The 20,955-nt window shown below is 41.5% G+C and carries 17 protein-coding genes; 6 read left to right on the forward strand and 11 right to left on the reverse strand.

All coding sequences use genetic code 11. From position 1 onward, the window contains the following. Together ACYVRH_RS04610 and clpB are read left to right on the forward strand one after the other, a co-directional pair. On the forward strand, positions 1–911 hold a 911-nt coding region (locus ACYVRH_RS04610), incomplete at its 5' end, for a methyl-accepting chemotaxis protein (RefSeq protein ID WP_461255755.1). A gap of 165 nt (positions 912–1,076) precedes the next feature. Continuing rightward, the gene (clpB, locus tag ACYVRH_RS04615) at positions 1,077–3,674 is read left to right on the forward strand and encodes an ATP-dependent chaperone ClpB (protein ID WP_461255756.1); all 2,598 of its coding nucleotides are present in this window, start codon (positions 1,077–1,079) and stop codon (positions 3,672–3,674) included. A gap of 3 nt (positions 3,675–3,677) precedes the next feature. Here the strand turns inward: clpB and ACYVRH_RS04620 are convergent, their stop codons facing one another. The 8 genes from ACYVRH_RS04620 to ACYVRH_RS04655 all read right to left on the reverse strand — a co-directional run bounded on the left by ACYVRH_RS04620 (position 3,678) and on the right by ACYVRH_RS04655 (position 15,338). Beyond that, on the reverse strand, positions 3,678–4,106 hold the full coding sequence (locus ACYVRH_RS04620; RefSeq protein WP_461255757.1) for a response regulator: 429 nt from the start codon (positions 4,104–4,106) through the stop codon (positions 3,678–3,680). Positions 4,107–4,156: 50 nt separating this feature from the next. Further along, positions 4,157–6,025: a heavy metal translocating P-type ATPase gene (locus tag ACYVRH_RS04625; protein ID WP_461255758.1), complete on the reverse strand. Its 1,869-nt coding sequence runs from the start codon at positions 6,023–6,025 to the stop codon at positions 4,157–4,159. A 10-nt stretch (positions 6,026–6,035) separates the two neighbouring features. Beyond that, the gene (gene hflK / locus ACYVRH_RS04630; RefSeq protein ID WP_461255759.1) at positions 6,036–6,995 is read right to left on the reverse strand and encodes a protease modulator HflK; all 960 of its coding nucleotides are present in this window, start codon (positions 6,993–6,995) and stop codon (positions 6,036–6,038) included. A 10-nt stretch (positions 6,996–7,005) separates the two neighbouring features. Continuing rightward, positions 7,006–7,884 carry a protease modulator HflC gene (gene hflC / locus ACYVRH_RS04635; protein ID WP_461255760.1) on the reverse strand — a complete coding sequence of 293 codons (879 nt, stop codon included), beginning with the start codon at positions 7,882–7,884 and terminating at the stop codon, positions 7,006–7,008. After that, positions 7,877–9,763, reverse strand: a complete 1,887-nt coding sequence (locus ACYVRH_RS04640; RefSeq protein WP_461255761.1) for an SPFH domain-containing protein — start codon at positions 9,761–9,763, stop codon at positions 7,877–7,879. The genes hflC and ACYVRH_RS04640 overlap by 8 nt, the downstream gene beginning before the upstream one ends. 126 nt (positions 9,764–9,889) lie before the next feature. Continuing rightward, positions 9,890–11,587, reverse strand: coding sequence for an MBG domain-containing protein (locus ACYVRH_RS04645; RefSeq protein ID WP_461255762.1), 1,698 nt, complete (start codon positions 11,585–11,587; stop codon positions 9,890–9,892). Between the two features lie 151 nt (positions 11,588–11,738). Continuing rightward, on the reverse strand, positions 11,739–13,625 hold the full coding sequence (locus tag ACYVRH_RS04650; protein ID WP_461255763.1) for a bifunctional metallophosphatase/5'-nucleotidase: 1,887 nt from the start codon (positions 13,623–13,625) through the stop codon (positions 11,739–11,741). 207 nt (positions 13,626–13,832) lie between these two features. After that, positions 13,833–15,338, reverse strand: a complete 1,506-nt coding sequence (locus tag ACYVRH_RS04655) for a TDE2508 family outer membrane beta-barrel protein (protein WP_461255764.1) — start codon at positions 15,336–15,338, stop codon at positions 13,833–13,835. A 182-nt stretch (positions 15,339–15,520) separates the two neighbouring features. On the opposite strand from ACYVRH_RS04655, the gene ACYVRH_RS04660 reads away from it, so the two are divergent. Further along, positions 15,521–17,254 (forward strand): purple acid phosphatase family protein, encoded by a 1,734-nt coding sequence (locus ACYVRH_RS04660; RefSeq protein ID WP_461255765.1) that lies wholly within the window; start codon positions 15,521–15,523, stop codon positions 17,252–17,254. A gap of 379 nt (positions 17,255–17,633) precedes the next feature. Here the strand turns inward: ACYVRH_RS04660 and ACYVRH_RS04665 are convergent, their stop codons facing one another. The 3 genes from ACYVRH_RS04665 to ACYVRH_RS04675 form a co-directional block, all read right to left on the reverse strand. After that, entirely contained in the window at positions 17,634–18,041 is a 408-nt protein-coding gene (locus ACYVRH_RS04665) for a GxxExxY protein (RefSeq protein ID WP_461255766.1), read from the reverse strand. Between the two features lie 305 nt (positions 18,042–18,346). Next, positions 18,347–18,664: a hypothetical protein gene (locus ACYVRH_RS04670; RefSeq protein WP_461255767.1), complete on the reverse strand. Its 318-nt coding sequence runs from the start codon at positions 18,662–18,664 to the stop codon at positions 18,347–18,349. Between the two features lie 110 nt (positions 18,665–18,774). Beyond that, positions 18,775–19,737 carry a CsgG/HfaB family protein gene (locus ACYVRH_RS04675; protein ID WP_461255768.1) on the reverse strand — a complete coding sequence of 321 codons (963 nt, stop codon included), beginning with the start codon at positions 19,735–19,737 and terminating at the stop codon, positions 18,775–18,777. Between the two features lie 251 nt (positions 19,738–19,988). Here ACYVRH_RS04675 and ACYVRH_RS04680 point away from each other — a divergent pair, with 251 nt between their 5' ends. The 3 genes from ACYVRH_RS04680 to ACYVRH_RS04690 all read left to right on the forward strand — a co-directional run bounded on the left by ACYVRH_RS04680 (position 19,989) and on the right by ACYVRH_RS04690 (position 20,942). Next, a complete protein-coding gene (locus ACYVRH_RS04680) occupies positions 19,989–20,318 on the forward strand; it encodes a helix-turn-helix domain-containing protein (protein ID WP_461255769.1) in 330 nt (109 codons plus the stop codon). 83 nt (positions 20,319–20,401) lie between these two features. After that, a complete protein-coding gene (locus tag ACYVRH_RS04685) occupies positions 20,402–20,713 on the forward strand; it encodes a hypothetical protein (RefSeq protein ID WP_461255770.1) in 312 nt (103 codons plus the stop codon). After that, positions 20,706–20,942 (forward strand): hypothetical protein, encoded by a 237-nt coding sequence (locus ACYVRH_RS04690; protein ID WP_461255771.1) that lies wholly within the window; start codon positions 20,706–20,708, stop codon positions 20,940–20,942. Before ACYVRH_RS04685 ends, ACYVRH_RS04690 begins: the two co-directional genes overlap by 8 nt. Positions 20,943–20,955 lie beyond the last annotated feature (13 nt).

Raw genomic sequence — 20,955 nt, forward strand, 5'->3', positions numbered from 1 at the left:
CCAATATACAGAGCATAAAGGGCAGAGTCATAAACCAGAGCGCAAGCGTAACCGAAACCAACGCCACTATGGAACAGGTTATTACCAACATCAACAAACTCAACGGCCATGTAGAAGAGCAGAGCAGAAATGTTTCACAAGCGTCATCCGCCATTGAGGAAATGGTGGCAAATATAGGTTCAGTAACCAATACGCTTGTCAGCAATACCGCTAATGTAAAATCATTAAAAGACGCATCCGAAGTTGGCCGCAATGGATTGCAGGAAGTAGCGTCTGATATTCAAGAGATAGCCCGTGAGTCCGAGGGGCTTTTGGAAATTAATTCAGTAATGGAAAACATCGCCAGCCAGACAAATTTACTTTCGATGAATGCGGCAATAGAAGCCGCTCATGCCGGAGAAGCGGGAAAAGGCTTTGCCGTAGTCGCCGATGAAATCCGCAAGCTGGCTGAAAGTTCCAGCGAGCAGTCCAAAACAATCGGCACGGTACTTAAAAAGATAGCGGAGTCGATCAAAAAAATTACAAGCTCAACCGACAATGTGCTAAAAAGATTCGAGGCGATTGATTCAGGCGTAAAGACGGTATCGGATCAGGAAGATAATATCCGCAACGCGATGGAAGAGCAGGGACAGGGGAGCAAGCAAATCCTGCAAAGCGTTGGCGATTTGAACGAACTTACCCGGCAGGTAAAAAGCGGTTCCGAAGAAATGCTTAACGGCAGTCAGGAAGTTATGAATGAAAGCCGGAACCTTGAAAAAGTAACGCAGGAAATAACCGGCGGCATGAACGAAATGGCATCAGGATCGGAACAGATTAACACGGCGGTACACAATGTCAATGAGATGACCCAAAAGAACCGTGAAGCCATTGACGATTTGTTACATGAGGTTTCGCGCTTCAAAGTGGAATAATCTCGGGAACACGTCTATCTAGCTTATAAGGGCAGATAATTCTTTTTTTTACCACGAACCAGAGCGAACAAAGATGGATTAGAGTTTACTACAAATAACAAGTGTGAAATATTTTCAAATAAACTCCCCTAGACATAAATAAAAACCTTGCATATTGTTAATACTATGAACTTTGACAAATTCACTATTAAAGCTCAGGAAGCTTTAAACGAGGCTGCGGGTATAGCGCAGAAAAGCGACCATTCTCAGATTGAGAGCGAACATTTACTGCTGGCGTTATTGCGCCAGGAGAACGGAATTGTTATGCCGATTATTGAGAGGATAGGGGGCGATGCCGCAAAGCTTTCCTCCGATGTTGAGGCTCTTGTTAATAAAACGCCAAAGGTTTACGGGGAAGCGGCGCAGGTTTTCTACTCATCGGCATTATCTAAGATTTTAGCGAAAGCCGAAGTTGAGGCTTCGGCGCTGAAAGACGAGTTTGTCTCCACAGAGCATATCTTAATCGCCGTTGCGGCAAGCGAAGGCAAGGCGGCGGAACTGCTTAAAAAAGCGGGCGTTAACAAGGACGCGATTCTTGGCGCGTTGAAACACGTTAGGGGAAACGCGCGAGTAACCGATCAAAACCCCGAAGAAAAATATCAGGCGTTGGATCGCTACTGCAGAGATCTTACCGCTCTTGCGCGTCAGGAGAAACTTGATCCCGTTATTGGGCGCGATGAAGAAATACGCAGGTGTATGCAAGTTCTGTCCCGCAGAACAAAGAATAACCCGGTACTCATTGGCGAACCCGGCGTTGGAAAGACGGCGATTGTCGAAGGGCTTGCGCGGCGGATTGTTGCCGGTGATGTGCCGGATGGATTGAAAGGGAAAAAACTTCTCGCTCTGGATATTGGCGCCCTTGTCGCGGGAGCGAAATTTCGAGGCGAGTTTGAAGAACGTTTAAAAACAGTTATCCATGATGTGCAGGCGGAAGACGGAAAAATTATTCTTTTTATTGATGAGCTTCACACGCTTGTGGGTGCCGGAGCAGCGGAAGGGGCGACAGACGCATCGAACTTGCTCAAGCCCGCGCTTGCCCGTGGGGAATTGCGCTGTATCGGAGCGACAACGTTAGACGAATATAGAAAACATATCGAGAAGGATGCTGCGCTTGAAAGGCGTTTCCAACAGGTGTACACGGCGGAACCTTCCGTGGAAGATACAATCGCAATTCTGCGCGGGCTTAAAGAGCGGTACGAAGTCCACCATGGCGTGCGGATTAAAGACGAGGCTCTTGTGGCGGCGGCAACATTGTCCAGCCGGTACATTACAAGCCGCTTTTTGCCGGACAAGGCGATTGACCTTGTTGATGAAGCCGCAAGCCGCCTTAAAATGGAATTGGACAGCAGGCCGACGGAACTTGATAAATTGGAGCGCAAACTTTTACAGCTCTCGATAGAAAGGCAGGCTCTTTCGCGTGAAGATGACGCGGCTTCCAAAGACCGCCTGACAAAACTGGAAAAAGAAATCGCCGATCTTACAGCCGAGCGTAACGCGATGAACGCCCGCTGGGAAAGAGAAAAAATTGACATTCAAAAAATCCGCGAAATAAAACAACGGATAGAAGAACTGAAAATTGACGAGACCCGCTATGAGCGCGAAGGCGATCTATCAAAAGCGGCGGAAGTAAAACACGGAAAAATTCCCGAAGCGCAAAAACAACTTGCCGCCCTTACGGATCAAATGGAGAAAAAGAGAAACGCAAAAGGCGGCGAGGCTTCCGCTCTGTTACGCGAAGAAGTCAGCGAAGAAGACATAGCGGGAGTTGTGTCAATGTGGACGGGTATTCCCGTCTCTAAGATGCTCTCCGGCGAATTGCAAAAATATTTAGACCTTGAAAAAGCTCTTGAAAAGCGCGTTGTCGGTCAGGATGAAGCCCTTGCCGCAGTCGCCGACGCGATACGGCGGAACAAGTCAGGTTTATCCGACTCGGCGCGCCCGTTGGGGTCTTTCCTCTTTTTGGGGCCGACCGGCGTGGGAAAAACTGAACTCGCCAAAACACTGGCGGATTTTTTATTCAATGACGAAAAAGCCCTCACCAGAATCGACATGAGCGAGTACGGAGAAAAACATTCGGTAAGCCGCCTGATTGGCGCACCACCCGGTTACGTTGGTTATGAGCAGGGCGGCCAACTGACAGAAGCAGTCAGACGGCGGCCTTACAGCGTGATTCTTTTTGATGAAATTGAAAAAGCCCATCCTGAAGTGTTTAATGTCTTTTTACAAATACTCGATGACGGTCGCTTGACGGACGGACAAGGGCGCGTTGTCGATTTTAGAAATGTAATTATCATCATGACAAGCAACTTGGGTTCTGACTTGATATTGGAAGCGAAAAATCCTGAAACCTTGCGTAACTCGCTGATGGAACTTTTAAAACACAGTTTCAGGCCTGAGTTTATCAACCGCATTGACGAGACAGTAATTTTCAACCGTCTTGGCAAGGGCGAAATCGGCAAAATAGTTGACATTCAGCTAACGCGTCTTTCCAAACGGCTTGCGGAGCGCAAGATCACGCTCACGCTGACAGATGCGGCAAAGTCCCTGCTTGCCGAGCGCGGATACGATCCGCTGTTTGGCGCGCGCCCTCTTAAACGGACAATTCAAAGCGATCTTGAAAACCCGCTTGCAAAGCAGATCATAGCGGGAACCATCCGCGAAGGAGATACAGTAACCGCCGATGTTTCCAAAGATAAAGAAGGAATTGTTTTTAAGAAGACCTGATCACTAGAATTGGTCGCTATTCAGGAAAGGGTATATGTTTTTTGCAGGGGGTTTCTTCAGTATAACTTCTATCCTATCTATCAGTTCTTCTCTTGAAAATGGTTTAAAAATATAATCAGCAGCCCCTATTTCTTTTGCGTGTTTTTGTTCTTCTTCGCCATGAACAGACGTTAAAAATACTATTGGAACATCTGTAATATTGCCTAAATCCCTTATTCGGCTGAATGTTTCCCAGCCGTCCATTTCCGGCATTATCAGATCTAATAAAATTAAATCAACATTACTAAAGTGAAGCAAATAATCCAGAGCTTCTTTTCCAGATTTTGTCGGAAGAACAGTGTATTTGTCTTGTAACAGAGCTTCGAGCAAATCAAGATCGATTTCACTGTCATCAACCGCAAGGATTTTTTTCTTTTTCTTTAAAAATGCCATTATGCCAATACCTCGTGATAATTAAAAGTTAACATAATTTCAGCCGTTTGTCAAGTATTTGTCAATAAACTACTGTTAATTAATACTAAAAAAGCGCCAATGTTGTGGAAAAATGCACCGGCGATTGGCGTTATAATTCCGGCTCCTGCCAAAAATATCATGATAATACTTACAGAGAATGCCAGAATAATGTTCTGATAAATAGTGTTTTTTGTCTTTTGCGCCAGCTTGATTACGTATGGAATATTGGAAAGATTGTTGTTCATTAAAGCAATATCCGCGCTCTGAATCGCCGTATCGGAACCCATCGCTCCCATTGCTATACCCACATGAGCTTGTGAGAGGGCAAGCGCGTCGTTGATACCGTCCCCGATAACCGTAACAGTGTGGTTTTCCATCATTTTTTCAACGTGTTTAAGTTTCTGCTCAGGCAGTAATTCGCACATCATTTCGTCAATTCCAACAGCGTCTTGAATTTTTTTAGCCGATTGAAAATGATCCCCTGTTAAAAGACAGGTTTTTGCCACTCCAAGATTTTTAAGTTCGTTTAAAGCCTGAGCGGCATCGTCTCTCGGCGTATCCTTGAATACAATGCAACCTAGAATTTGTCCGTTTTTTACAACCCAGTCGCAAGTCCCGGCATCTTCGTATTGGGAGCTTACATCGTAGCCCAGTGAGCGTATCCAATTATAACTGCCAAGATAAATAGTATCGTTTCCTTTTTTGCCTTCAATTCCCTTGCCGATGTGTTCCTTTATTTCATAATCCCTGTCTATATCTTTTCTTTCGCATAACGAAATAATTGATTTTGATATTGGGTGAAGCGAGCCGTGAGCTACACAGGAAGCCGTCATAACAAGCTCATTAAAATCACGAGCGTGATCCAAGTGAAAATTACTGGCTTCTAAAATACCGTTTGTTATGGTTCCTGTTTTATCAAAAATAAGATAATCAGTTTCACAAAGGTGTTCCACAAACGATGAATTTTTAATTAGGATTCCTTTTTTTGCAGCCGCCGCCAATACCGCTATCATCGGGGCGGAATTAATAAGCAGGTGTCCGCATGGACAGCTCGCGACAAGTATCGCAATCGCCCTGTTAATGTCCTGCGTAAACAGCCACACCAACAGAGCGGTAACAAGCGTTAGGGGAATATAGTAGAAAATAAATTTGTCAACAATTTTGGTATCGGGAATTTGTATTTGTCCTGACTCCTCAAGCAGTTTTACTATTTTTTGAAAAGACGTGTCGGCGTATTCCCTTGTAACCTTAACTTTTATGTTTCCGTCTATATTTACAGTTCCGGCAAATACCTGATCTTCTATCTCGACAATTTTCGGTATTGATTCGCCTGTTAGTGATTTTTGATCGATACTTGACGTGCCAAAAATAACTTCGCCATCGACAGGCAGGGACATACCGGGCTTTATTATAATTATATCACCGGTTTTTAATTCCTTCGCGCCAACCTCATTTTCTTTTCCGTCCTTTTCTACAATCGCTCTTTCCGCCTGCATTGTTTTTAAACCTTCAATCGCGTCACGTCCGCCCATGATGCTTTTTTCTTCCAGAAAATGAACAAAAGTAAGAATTACGGGAATGAGTATTGCAAGCAAAAATTGTCCGCTTAAAGTTGATATAATCATCGCTATCGAGACAAGTATTTCCATGGCGTATCTCATGTTTTTGGAAACAAGCCCCTGTACTGCGGTAATTATCATTGGGATTCCAATTATGCAAATACCGGCAAGATAAATTAGCGCCTGAATCACATCCTGCCCTGGAAAAATTTTCCCGTAAATAATGGCAACCGCAAGACATACAAGCGCGCCTGAAACTGACAATATGCTGTTTCTAAAATTTAATTTTTCGTTATCTGAAAGATGATCGTTATCTGCAATGTTAACCATGTTTTTCATTACATCCTCCTTACGGCAGCAGGAAAGTCGGCGCTTCTGCGCCTGCCGGAATCACTATTGACTTGCCCGCTTTTTTCAAAACCGCGCCCACCCTTTGCCTGAATGTACCGGACATTATAATTTGCGGATTTCTCGCGTATTGGTCATACAACCCGTAAAACTCCGCCATTTCGCCACGGGCTTTTGTCAACTTTTCAGCCTGCTGTGAAATGGCTGTTTGTTTGAGAGTGTTTGCAGCCGCTTGCGCTCCAAGTATCCGCGTAGAAGCGTATTCCTGCGCCCGCTGGTAACTGGTTGACTTGTAAATAGCGGCGTTTCTTACTTCTTCAAAATAGCGTATCGTTTCGGCGGGCGCTGTAATTTCAGTCAGCTCTACGCCGGAAATAATGATCCCCAATCTTAATGAATCAATAATATTTTGCGAATTTCGCATAACGCCACTTGATAATTGCGCTCTGCCGCTTGTAAGTATTGAATCCACGTCAGAATGTGCGGCTATACAAGTCAACTCTCCGCTGATTATGCCGTCAATTATTTTCTCGGCATCGCTTATAAATAACGTATAACGTACTTCGTCATTTATTTGATATTTTATTTTTGCCTTTACAAGTATTACATTTTTATCGCCTGTTAACACATAGCCGTTTTTATCAATATCGGAGGAGATTACGTTTCCTTGCGGTTTATAGTGCGTAGTAACTTCAATTTCTTGTACGGTATGTACCGGTATTTTTATTACTTTGTCGATAAAAAACGGAAAAGCAAAATGAAGCCCGGGCTTTTTAATTTGTTTTTCGCTTGAGTCGCCAAGCAGTTTGCCAAAACGAAGCACAATAGCGGTCTGACTGCTTTCAACGCGGTATATGCCGGAAAGAACGATAAGAACTACTGCAAAACATACTGTAAATTTGAAATACTTGATAATGTATTCCATTATTTGGGTAAAAACGATAAAAATCTTGTTTTTCATTGCCGTTATCCTAATTTGATCCTGTGATTACATCAAACGGAGATTCATTCGCCCGCATAATAATTGTCGTGTCCGCATTTACGGAATTCTCAAGCGCAAGCAGTCTTTTTAAAAAGACAAATAACCTTGAGTTTCTGTCATAAGCTTCGCCGTAGATACGCGCAACCATTCTTTCTGTTTCAGCGTCAATTTGAGACGCTTCAAGTTTGCCCTGCGCGTAGATTTCTGCGGCTCTCGCGTCCGCTTCTCCCGTGATTATCGCAGAGTCCCGTTCCCCCTCCGCAACAAACTGAGAAACATATTTTTGCCTGTCCGCTATCATCTGATTAAAAACGCTCTTAATGTTTGCTTCGGGTAACGCAAGCCGTTTTATCTTTAAGGTTTGAATTTCAATGCCGTAATTAGCAAGCGCGGATTGGGCGGTTTTTTCTTCTATGGCTTTACATATTTCATCTATTTTAATTTCTTCAATGTTAGTTGACACCAGCGAAGAAAGCTTGTAATTTCCAAGAACGCTGTTTTTCGAAGTTGCCGCCAAGTCGTTAAGATGCCTTTGCGCGGCGTTATAATTTCCTATGCTTGTATGAAACTTTTTAATATCTGTTATTCGCCATACAATATATGTTTGAAGGATAATATTAATTTTATCGTTTGTTAGGGTTTCATTATAACCGGAATCCATATATTGATTTCTGGTATCATAAGTTATTACTTTGTCAACAGGCCACGGAAGTTTAAAATACAAACCTGCGGCGTTATGCACATTAATAATTTTCCCAAACCGTGAAATAATAACACTATAACCTTCTTTTACGGTAAATGTGAATCCAGCAGCCACTACGATAATAATAAAAATTAAAACAAATAATATTTTGTACATTTTACTCATTGCCGTCTCCTTTATTTGCATCTAACAAATTAACAGTGTTTACTTTTCCTATAATAAATTTTGATACAGCGTTTTCCGCTCCGCGTGAAAATACATACACTTTATTACCTCTTATAATTTTTTGATATACGTCAAGGTTTTTGGTTAATTGGTATGAACCGGGAGAGATTCTATACGCATCTGTCGCCGCATAAAAAACAGCCGTCTCTTTTTGAGCGTCGCTTGTCCTGCTGTACTGCATGGCTCTTGCATTGTCAATGGAGCGTTTGCTCTGCTTTGCCGCATCTATGACTTTTGCTTCGGCGTAAGATTGAGCCTTTGTAATCGCCGTGGTTTTATCAACTGAAGCACTTACAACTTTTTGATAAACGTCCGCAATATCCACCGGAGGATGTATGTTTTCAATAACAACTTGAATTATAGAAAACCCCAGTTTTTCCGACTTACAAAAATCAGATAACTCGTTTAGTACGGATACCGAAAGGGAATTTCTGTCTTCGTTTAAGAATGAGTCAAGCGTAGTATTGATAGTGCGCGTCATAAGCGCGTTGTAAGCGGCGGCGGCTAATACAGCTTCCGCGTTTGTGCAGGTTTTGATATACGAATATAAATCGGAAATTACATATATAATTTTTAAATTGACCGCGACCATTTCATTGCCATTGCCAAGTAACAGCATATACTCGCCAATATCGTGTTTTTGCGTCCACAAAAAATTCGCGTTTCCCGATGATTCATAGCCGATTTGCATGGAAGCGGCTCGATGAACATCGTATATTTCCATTTTATCTACAGGCCAGGGAAACTTGAAATGCAACCCGGAGTCTTTTATGGAAGAACGATCCAGCTTACCAAAGTGATAAATTGCCGCCTGTTGATGAGGCTGTACTACAAAAACGATTGTTGAAAGAAATAAAACCATAATTAGGGCAAGTGCCAGAGCGGGTAAAATTTTTAACGTATACCGTATTGTATACAGCGATTTTAACGATATTTTCCATTTAGCCGCTGATTCCGCAAATTGATCCTTTGACAATAAAAATTTAGGAAATAGCGCATAATCAAAATTTAAAATGTTCCCTTTTAACATTGAAAGCAAAATATTAACCGCAAGCGAAACAACAAGATAAACCGAGACGGCATAATAAACCCATTTTAACATTACAAAAATATTTATTTTAAGTACCGAAGCCGCAGCTATAACTGCCGCATAGAAAAATGAAGTGTATGAAAAAAAGGTGAGAATATCGCGGGAAATCTTGTCTGTAGAGCATGAATCGTTGTCTTTTCGCGTTTTAAGGTAGAGAACTGCTACACATGGGAGTATAAGCAGTAATACCGCGTCTACAATACCGAGTTGGTTATCTTCAATATAAGACAAAGGCAAAATTTTAAAAATTCCGCTTATACGCCAAAACGCTATACATAAAAAGAAAATGATATAAACAAAAGAACATATACGCTTTTCAAGACTTACGCTTTCCTTATGCGGCTGTAAAACATTTTCCTTTTTTATTTCAATTAAGCCTTCCTGTTGTACGTTGTTGGTATTTTCTATTTTTTCGGTTTCTTGCGGTTCTTCATTCTTTTCCTCTATATTTAATCCGCGTTTATTAAATTTTCTTTTAAAAAACCCAATAATTTTATTTAATTGCTTTTGTTTAAACCATCCATCAAATTTATTTATTTCATAAAAAACCGTTATCAAAACAAGAATAAGCGTCATGGTGAAAGTAAGATTGCTAAGACTCAATAATATGGCGCATCCGTTTCTGTAATAGAAAAAAATATTAAAAAAGATAATCGCAATAATTAAAAGTATAATTGGAAACAGTCTTATTTCAGAATGTTGCGATTCGTTGTCTTTATCTTTCGTCATAATATTACTCTCTAATTATATCGCACAAAAACATTGAATGTACAGAGGGACTGCCCTTTTCACGGACAGCCCCTTTTATGTTAATTAATATCTGTCCATAACATTTGCTTTATGGACAGACTCTAACTAATAGGTAATGCGGATATTGTCTACATTGACCGATATACTGCCAGAACCGACAAAGAGTTTCTCAATTTTAAAGCGCACATTACCTGTTACATTGACGTCAAATTTGGCATTCAGCATTTTGCTGCCCCCGTTAACCCACGAGGGAATATTTTCGACTTTACCAACTTCTTCCCACTCCTCACCTTCTTTCTGATAGTAGACTATTATTGTACCGCCTGAATGTGAACTGTACGAGGCGTAGTCAAAAGATATTGACTTTATGCCGTCTGCTAAATAATCCATTAACTCAACGCGGTTTGTATTATCACCCGTGTCATTCACATTACCGCCGCGGAACCGGACGCTTCTATCACCTTCTTTGCGGTCGTTTGAATCTGTGGTACTCACAACGCCGCTAACTGCCCATTCGTATCCGCCCCAGTCTACCGTGCGCTTTGTATAACTACCGCCGTCCCATGCGCTGTCTTCAAAATCAACAACGATATGCGGATCGTTGATTGCTTCAATAACGAGCGTTCCCGCGCTCAGATCGTTTTTCGCGTTAAAACCTGCCGCTGCCGTAACATCAAAGGTAACGACGTATCTACCGGCTGCCGAAGGCGCGTCGGTTCTCCTGGTGTAATCCACGTCTATCCCTTCATACCAGACAGTTATATCACCCTGGGACTTGCCCGGTTTGGACTTTATGCTTACCTCTTTGGGTTCGCCGTCATAAATCGCCTCGAATCCGCTGATGTTAAAATCAGAGGCTATGGGGTCAACGGCAACTACATTGAAAGAACTTTCACTGTCGGCGGTGATGATGATATTGTCTACATTGATCGATGTAAAGTTTGCCAGATCGCCTTCCCTTACAATTTTAAAACGCACATTCGCTTGATTGATGTCAAATTTTTCGCTCAGCATACCCTCATTTTCATCCCATGAAGGAGCGATAACTTCGCCGACTTTTACCCAATCACTACCCTTAATCTGATAATAAACAGATATAATGCCGTTACTGTGCGTGCCATACGAAGCATAGTCAAAATATATTGACTTTATGCCGATTAAATAGCTGTCTAACTCGACACGGCAGTTGTCGCCATCATTGCCGCGAAGACGTATGCTTTTTTCGCCGTCACGGCGGTCTCTGTCGTCCGTAGTAGTTACAACGCCGCTGGCCGTCCATCCGTATCCACCCCAGCTTACTGATCGTTCCCCGTAACCGCTGTTGTCCCAATCGCTTTCAAAGTCAATTTTTCTATTCAGGTCGGTAATTACAAATACCTCTTTAATAATGAGCGTTCCGGCTATCAGACCGGCTCTTGCGTTAAAACCTTCCGTTACGGCAACGTCAAAAGTAACGAAATACTTTCCCGTTGCTGAAGGCGCGGTTGTATTCTTGGCGTAATCAGTGCCGTCTATTCCCGTATAGTAGATGGTTATTTGTCCTTGGGACTTGCCCGCTTTAGGAGTTATGCTTACCTCTTTGGGGTTGCCGTCATAATTAACCGTTCCGGTTCCGCTAATGTTAAAGTCAGAGGCTATGGGGTTGACGGTTGTGCCAGTCGGAATTTCCGTTATCGAAGTTTCCGCTGTTGGGGGCTGTCTGCTGTCGGTAGGTTGTTCACACCCAGCCATAACAAATCCGAATATTGCTATCAACGCAATAATCGTTACAGACGCAATGTACGATTTAAAATTTTTCTTCATAAACTTCCTCCATCTTTAAAAAACATACCTATCACTAAGGGATAGTACCCATAAAATAAAGAATGTGTGTTAGATGAGAGTGAATAAAAAATGAAATTATTATTAGTAATGAATTAAAAAATAATATAATACTAACAAATTTAATTAATTTCTATTTCCAAGCGGCGGGCATGGTACGGTTATTCTCAAGTTTGCCGTCAGTATTATATTGATCTATGTAGTTTCTAATGGTAGGCGCGGAAGATTTTCTTGAACCCGCATCAACAAGAATTTCAACATCGCCGTATTTTATATATATGCTGTCCCCTGTATACTGATTGCCCAATTTCAAAAAATGAATGTTCAACTCCGCAGAATTGTGCGTCTCGGTTTCGGTTTCCTGCGGGATTTCGGGTTGTCCGGGATTAGTTCCGTGTGCCGTTCTCCATTTCATTTGCTCAATCATTCCGTTACGGAGTGGAACGCCCAGAATCAAAGTGTCGGGGTTGTAAACCGCATAGTCTTCAACGCCGTAGTTGTCGCCGCCTGTGAACATAAAGTCGTTCATAGACACCTTGTAAAGTTTTTTTGGATCGATCTGTTCGCCGGTCGATGAGATAGTCCAGTTACTGCCGGAACCGCTGGCGTTTGTTATGACGGGTGCGCTTAGGAGGCTGCCCGTTCCGGTGACCGGCATCCTTCTTAGGAGATTCATCAAATAGTCGCCCCGTAACTCGAACAAGTAGATTTCATTGTCGAAGGGCATCAGCGTCCACATAAAGCCCACCGTCACATTGTCATTGGGGCCGCCCAGCGTAACGCTTCTCCAACCGCCTGAGTTTTGTATCAGAACAAAATCTTGCCAGCCCGGCCCTGCCTTCCATCCGGGTTCCCCAGCTTTGCGCACTATGTAATCAAATACCAGCTTGTTTGCCCACGCGTCTTTGCCGATACTTTGGGCGTTGCCAAATTTACCGATAACTTCATTCATAATCGGGGCGACTTGCGCGTCATATCCGGCAATCATGTCCGCTATTTCCGTATCAACCGTACCGGTCGGGAGAATAGAGCTGCCGGTAAAATTAGAAATGACGCTAGGCGTGACGCTAACAAGATCGTGTCCATTAAAATTTAAACTCAGCTTGCCCACGGCTCTTCCGTTGTAGCTTGCCTGAATGACAGGTACGCCGTTTACCGTACCGGACACGGTATTATGCGTATGGGCTGTAATGATCGCGTCAAATCCCATGTTGTCAGGCTTCACGAGCTTTGCCCCTTCGCCGCTTACATTTGTTCCACTGCCGCTTGAACCCATGTGGGTAAGGGCGATAACCGCATCGCAGTTTTTTACGGTTCTTAAATCATTAACCATGTCTTTGAGCCAATCACCCGGCTCTCTAAAATCATACTCCCCGGTAATACTCGCCGAAACTATATCGGGCGTTACCGTGGTTGTAAGACCGATAATGCCGATTCGCCTTCCCGCCCTGTTTGCGATAACGTAAGGATGGCAAAAATCAGGCCTATTGTCCGTGCCTTTCAAAAAAATATTTGCGGTAATGAACGAAATATCCCCGTCTTGCATAAATTTCGCAAGCTTGTCGGCACCCCAATCCCATTCATGGTTGCCTATGACAGAATACTTTACCCCAAGCGCCTTCATCATCTTTGAGACCGGCTCACCGTAAAAATAATTGGACAGCGGCGAACCCTGATAGTTGTCTCCGGCTGCCAACAGCATGGAGTGTTCGGATTGGGAGATTAAATGTTTTGCGATTGCGGTAAACCTAGCCGCTCCCGGATTGGAAGCGGACGCAGAACTGTCTACAGAACCGTGGAAGTCGTTAAAACTGAAAATGTCAACGGTGACATTCCCGTCCACCCACAGCGTTTCAGCCTCGATAGGATCAAAGGGCGGCATCACCGGAACAATCGGTATATCGGGACCCGGTTCGAAATTGGTTCCATTGTTACAAGCCGGAACAATGGCAAGCCACCCAATGGCTAGCAGCAAAATTAATAATATTGTTGATTTTTTTCTAAAATTTTTTATTGACATAATCTTCTCCTAACTGTTCGTTTTGTCAGATCGCAGTTTATATACCGGAAAAATACAAAACGAATGTTAAAAGAGTATTTAGAAAAAATTAAATTTTAGTAAAAGAAATGGAGATGTCCAATAAGTTTGAATTTTACCACTAACCACACAAACAACGACCTGACCACTCTGGAGTGGTCAGGTTCGTGTGGTTCGTGGTAAATTATCTTAAAACTTCAACGCGACTAGTATGCTTCCAAAAGAGAACAGTCCACCGGGCGCAAATATGTCAATGGCTCCGTCACCGTAGGCGTTTGAAACTCCGGTAGTGGCTTCCGCCCAGACATTTTCTGAAAAGTTAAACGCGGCGCCGATGTGGAAACGGTTGACGAATTGGGTACCGGTACCGCCATTGCTAAACGATTTGTTATGCTGTGTTTGTGTGGAGGTTTTTGTACCCATGTTATAGTTTGTTATAGAAACAGTTTCCAGAGTAAGCGTTGTAGCCTGAATCCGCGCACCGGCATTCAAGGTTAGCTTGTCGGGAATGATCTTGTACTGCATGGCAAGCCGCAGGTCAGGTCTGAATATAAAGGTGGTATATGCAGTACTTGCGCCGTCATAGACCAAATTATTGGAAGCATTCAAATTCATAATGTTTTTTTCTTGGTTCTCCAGCGTTAATGGTAAGTTAAGTTTAAACTTGAGTGCAACTTTGTCCTTGCTCCATGAACCGCTGAGCGAAGGGGTAAGCAAGTTTGATAAATAAGACTGTTCAAGATAAGGATTATTTCCAGTAGTATATATTCCTTTGATATTACCGATCTTGTACGTGTTTCCTTCAACATAACTGTACTCATTATCGTAGAATTTAAAGGTAAGTACATAGTCAAAATCGAATGAACCTTTAAAACCGTCTTTATTGTAGAAGGTATAACCGCCAAGCCCGGCGGAAAGAGACGGGTCAAAGTGATTCTCTGAACGCCCTATTTTTGCACCGGTATTACCGACAGGATTGGGGGCGACGGGGACATCAGGACCTACAGTTTCTGTCTTTTGATAAAGACGGTCGAATACCAGATCGACGGTTACATATGGCCTGATTCCGTTTTGGGTTAAATCTTTCGCCATTGCCCATGCTATTTGCGGGGCGAGATAGCCGTTTTCAGACTGATAGTTACTATACAACTGGCCCGGTGAAGTCTGTGTAACTCCTGTTACAATGTCGCTTTCATTGAAGAATTGATAGTTAGTACGATAGGTAAGCCTAAATCCCATATTAGCAACACCGATTAAAATTGCGGCATTGTTGACAGGAGATGGCGTAACGCTAATGTTAGGGTAGACATCATAAACCGTTCCGGCAACACCGCCATTTGGCACTGTAGCAGGTTCTTGTTCAATGTAATTATTCGCCGGCGCGCCTGCCCAAAAATTGCCGTTGTAGAATGCCCCAATATAAACATCATTTGCTTTGGTTGCAAAACCGACATTTGCGATAGCGCTGTTGTTTGTTGATTCATGTAAAAAGGATACCAATCCAAACCATTTGCTAAACTTTACTCCGGTATATGCATCCGGACGGATAAAGTCATCCGCATTGCTGCGGTATCTTCCCTCTGTAGTGGTACTTTGGGGCGATGACCAAATGTTGTTGGGTAAATTCTGCGCCCACGCTCCCACAGCCGTAATCATTAATAACAATGATGCAAAAATAATAACCTTGTCCTTCATTTCTTTCTCCTTGAGTTTGATAGTAAATCCTCTTATTAAAGAAGAAAATACGTTTTATTAATTTATAACATATTTAACAATTTTTTAACATATCTAAATTAACCAAAATTAAACATTTTCCTTTCATATTTCTAACATTCGATTTGTATTTTTTTATCAGAAAAATATCTAAGGAGGATATCATGTTTTTTAAGAAATCTAAAATATTTAAAAAACAATCGGTATTGCAATTGATTGCTTTGCTTTTAGCGGCGGCTTTTGCAATTGTTGTTGTAGCGTGTCCCGGAGATGACACGGGAGGAAAACAAGGCGGTGAAGAAACAATTGTAGAGACACCTAAAAATTACGTCAGTGGAGACGACGGGTTGAATTGGGGAGTTTCCAGTAACGCCAGCGTTTTAACTTTGGGTTTACAACCCGGAAATGACACAACGGAGATTAAACTTAACTGGTATTCTTCAGGAGCCGAAGCCGGTAAAGTTGCACAAGTAAGATTCGTTAAAGGAACTTTTACTAATGGTACAGAGTTGATTAAAGAAGGTGATGCAAAAATAACCGAAGCAGCAGCGACAGCCGCAGGAACTACTGGCAATACCCAGCATAAAGCTACAGTAACAGGACTAAAACCGGGTGCGAGTTACCAGTACGCAGTGTCCAGCGACGGGACTCACTGGAGCCCCGCTTACGACTTCAAAATTCCTGCCGCTACAGGTAATTGGAAATTTGCCGTAATAGCTGACCCACAGCTTCACAACACAACTTGGGACGCAAACAATCGGTATGTTCCCACCTTAGTTGGCGGTGAAACATCGAAAACCGGAAGAGGCTGGCTGGATACAATGGTGAAGATTGTAAGCCACGACGTTAGCTTTATAGTAAGCGGCGGGGATCAGGTTGATGCATCAGGAGGTAATGAAACTGAATACACTCTCTTCTATGCCCCGCCGGGACTTAGGAATCTTCCTTTTGCACCCGTATCCGGTAACCACGACAATCACCTTAATTTTAACTATCACTACAACCTGCCCAATTCGCAGATCGACTTTGCAGATGAAACAGTTGCCACTGAGAAGGGAAGAAACTATTATTACCTCTACAACAATATCCTTTTTGTAGTACTGAATACCGCACCCTATGCGCCTACCCCCGGCGCTAGCCATCTTAACGCTTTCGATGCCACCGCAAATGTCGCCAGGTATAAAACTACAATCCAGAGGGCAAAAGCCGCTAATGTAGGAAAATACCGTTGGCTTATTGTCCAGCACCACAAATCTACCGCCAGTATTGCCGACCATTGCGCGGACAGGGATATAGAAAGTTATGTAAAAGCCGGTTTTGAAAAAGTTATGTCCGAAGAAAATGTTGATTTTGTACTTGCCGGACACGATCACGTATACGCCCGCAGTTATCCGCTGGAAGGCAAGGATAACGGCATGGTCTCCGTACCAGATAAGAACAGCGGTGCTGATTTAACAGTAGGCAGCAAAACGTATACCAAAGCTAACTATACCACCAGCCCTGGCAAACCCATTTATCTTACATTTACAACAGGTAGTGGACTGAAGTATTACGCAGTAGCAGGGGATCCTCAATTTTTATATACCGATACCGTGTATGTTAAGGATAACACAACTTATCCGTATCTGGGAGAAGTTACAGACCAAAACGGTACTAGCTCCACTAAATTCGGCAGTAGCGACTACCGTACCGGCAATTATAAGCCTGTTTCCAACGCAGCTTATGTTCAGCCCTATATACCGAGTTACTGTATTGCTGAAGTTACAAACGACGGCAAAACTATAAAATTCAGCACCTATGCCATCGAAACATTAAGCGGTACTAGCGACGGAGCTTCTCAGCCTTATAGTTTCGATGCAACCATCCCGTATGATTTGGTTCAGGTGACAAAGAATTAAAAAAATAGAGAGGTACTAAAAAAGGAGTATGTCTAACCGTTTTTGAGCGGTTAGACAACTATGGAGCAGGAGCGAACCGGGTATTTCCGGCAAGCTCTGCTCCTTTTTTTAGATTTACCGTGAACAGGCACTAATAAGATTGGTATACGTTAAAAAAACCGCTTATAACGTGTGAAGAAAAAGTGGTATTACCAAAAAAAAGTCTGAACCACAGATTAACCAGATTAACCAGATTAACCAGATTTCACAGATTAAATACTCCTGATTATAACAAATTGATACGCTTAGGCAGATAAATCCACTCATTAAAAAATCATAGTTGATCAAGTAAATCAGCGTTAATCAGGCAAATCATAGTTAATCAGGTAAATTAGCGTAATCAGTGGTCCAGACTTTGCTGATTAAATTTTGGATTGATGAGCCGTTTAAATTCTAAACTTTTAGCTCCAAAATTTATCAACAAACCAATCTCTAAATTATATGCTTCCAAATAATTAATGGCTTGAGCCAAATGCACATCTTCTATTTTTACCACAGATTTCAGCTCTACAGATACCACTCCTTCAACTAAAAAATCAACTCGCCTTGTACCAATTCGTTTTCCCTTATAATTAATAGGCATTTCGAACTCTCTGGCAAAAACCAAACCTTGCAAAACCATTTCTTTTGCTAACGCTCGCTGATAAATGACTTCTTGAAAGCCGTTGCCCAATATCTTGTGTACTTCCATAGCACAGCCAATTATCTTGCCTGTTAATTCAGAATATTTATACTGTTCTTTAATCATAATCCACCACTGATTAACTTGATTAACCACCACTGATTAACTTGATTAACCTGATTAATCACCATTGATGAATCAGATTAGTCTTATTATTATAATCATAGTTAATCCTTAAATCAAGTTAATCAGTGGTTCTGACTTTTTTGCTCATTGGCGGTTTTAGCTTTATCAACAAAGTTTATACGATCAGGAAACGGCGGTATGATAAAAGAGAAAGCGGTTTACCCATAACAAATTCCGACCATACACTTGCCGGAGATGTTAGTTCGTCGGTCATCCCATCATATAAAGCGGTAAACGCTCGGTATTCAGACATAAGGAATAGTCAGAAGTTCACCACTAGAGGCCGTTATAACCGAAGTAATCCGTGGCTTTTTTGTATCGTATGGGCGGCGCAGGCGTACAACTCCCATAGGTCCGATTTCAAGCGTCATATCGTCATCAACAGGTCGGCGCAGTAGAAATTCATCGTCTTTGAAGTGTTCCTGAGCCGTCATAATAGCATCCTTTGGCGTATTATAAATTCCAAACAGAGACTCGTTTGCTATAACGAGCCATTTATAAAGATATTTTTCTTGATATTCAGCCTGGTGTGCCATATAAAAAGCATTTTCACGCTCAAGCATACAATAACTCCTTTTCTAGTATAATCAAAAAAAGGATTTTGTACAATTATAATAGTATAAATATTCTGAAAGAAAACAGACAACCGGGCACAAATACGTCATCCCTTGCATTAAAAACGCATAGTATATGAAAGCTGTACCTTATCAATTTTTCCGTTGCTTGCCGGAAGAAATACAATATTCAATGCCGAAGGATCAAATAATAACGCTGTCTTAGGTTGAGGTTTATGATAGGTGGCGGATCTGACAATGTTATAAATTTGACTGACAAACCACATTATTTCGCCTGTAGCCTCAATAACAATAAATGGTGTAGATTCAAGTTTACCAGAAGTAAATAACATCATGCTTGTCCCAAAAATTGCTAATCCACCCAATCCAGATATCAGTTGGAATGTACCGCCGGTTTTATCTTTCATAACAACGTAAGAACCAAGACCTGGCAGGACAAAATTAAGCGCCCATGTTCCCCAGCGTTGACCTGTGGTAAAATCATCTACATAGTTCACTTTTGGCTTTACTTCTTTAGGTTTTACCTCTTTAGAGGTAGACACAGATGGTTGCGACCCGCTGTCACTCATTAATGATGCGACAATCCTGTCATTTTGAACATTCGCTGAGTAGGTCATTGTAATAACAGCAGTTTCAACCTCAATAACCTTAATACGAAAGCGGTAATAATCGCTTAACGATTCAAATGAGCCGGTAATAATATACTGAGCGCCTAGCTTTTTACCAATAGCCTGTGCGGAAGCGTCGCTAACTTCTCCTGAATATTGAAATTTCATTTCCTGTTGAATCAGATCAAGCTGGGAGCGGTCTACTACCGTTACCTTCTGCTTATTAACAAAGGCAGATGTTAATTCTTCGATAACATAAGTTGACAGCCGCTCAGAACCGGAACTCATGGATAATATGGCTATTTTGCTGTCTTGTTTAAGTTTGCTTGATAATTCTTTTTCCGCGTTACTGATTGCGGTATCAAGAGTCATCACCGTCTGGGCACATACCTCTTTTGTCCCGAATATCAGCGCATAAACCAATATTCCCATTGTTAAAAACAATTTTTTCATTCCTTTTTTCCTTCTGAATAATTTGAAATTGTCTGGCACGGGTGATTAATTTCATTTGATTATGAGAGGTTAATTCATTGAAAATTTCTCTGATTTCGAATTCATCTACCATACCATATTCCATTTAATAGTATAATAGTACCATTTAATGGAATATGTCAATAGCTTAATAAAAAATCCATTTACAATAATCCGTTATTCCCGGTTGTTTTTAAGTTATTTTTTGTTATTATTAGTTTAAAATATATAATATGAAGGAAAGAATTCGAGCTATTCGCAGAGCTTTGAAGCTTAATCAGAAAGAATTTGCACAACAACTTGGTATGAAAAGTACCTCTCTTTCAATGATTGAACTTGGAGATAACACCCTAACCGAAAAAAATATCAAATTGATATGTATGACATTTAGCGTCAATGAAAACTGGCTACGAACCGGTAAAGGAGAAATGTTCGCCGATGCCTCTCCCTACGAAAAAGAATTTTTTGAAATTTACAACGGCCTGTTGCCCGAAACGCAGAAAACACTATTAAAACTTGCAAAAGACCTGTTGGCAACCCAGAAAAAATTATCAGGCGCATGAAATGGACAACAGTTCAGTACAAAAACGATTGACAAAAAATACTTGTTTTGCATAATCGTATTTATGGGTATTAAGGTAACAATATGAATATTAATAAAGCAGAATTAATTTTATTGGAGCCAACTGCAATTGATGTAAAAGAAGATTCTAATGGTTTCTTTTTTATGATTGGTGATTATAGAGCAAATATTCCTCCTCATTATAAAGCAAAAAACTTTAACGAGCAGGAAATTTTAAGTTTTTTTATAGATAAATTAAGCGATGTTGGCGTTGGAGTTATCGTATGTTTTCTATACGACCTTCTCCAAAAACGAAAGATCAAAAATCTCAAGATAAACAATTATAATGTAAATACAGAAGATGAGATAAAGAAAGCTCTGAAAAATAATGAGTAATTGTATTAAGGATATAAAACAATTTTATTTTAACAAGTATCATGTATTGTTACCAAGTAATGACAGCGTTGATTTAGCAAAAGAATTATGGAATACTTGGGAAACAACAACAGAAGAAACCCGTCCAAATCTTGATAATATTGCTTCTAATTCCGCTCAATTTGAAGAACAATTTTTTCAAGAAATAGTAAAAATTACGGAAAAAATTACAGGAAAAAATTTAATATAGAATATTGCCCGTT

Source organism: Treponema sp. R80B11-R83G3, from assembly GCF_054786115.1.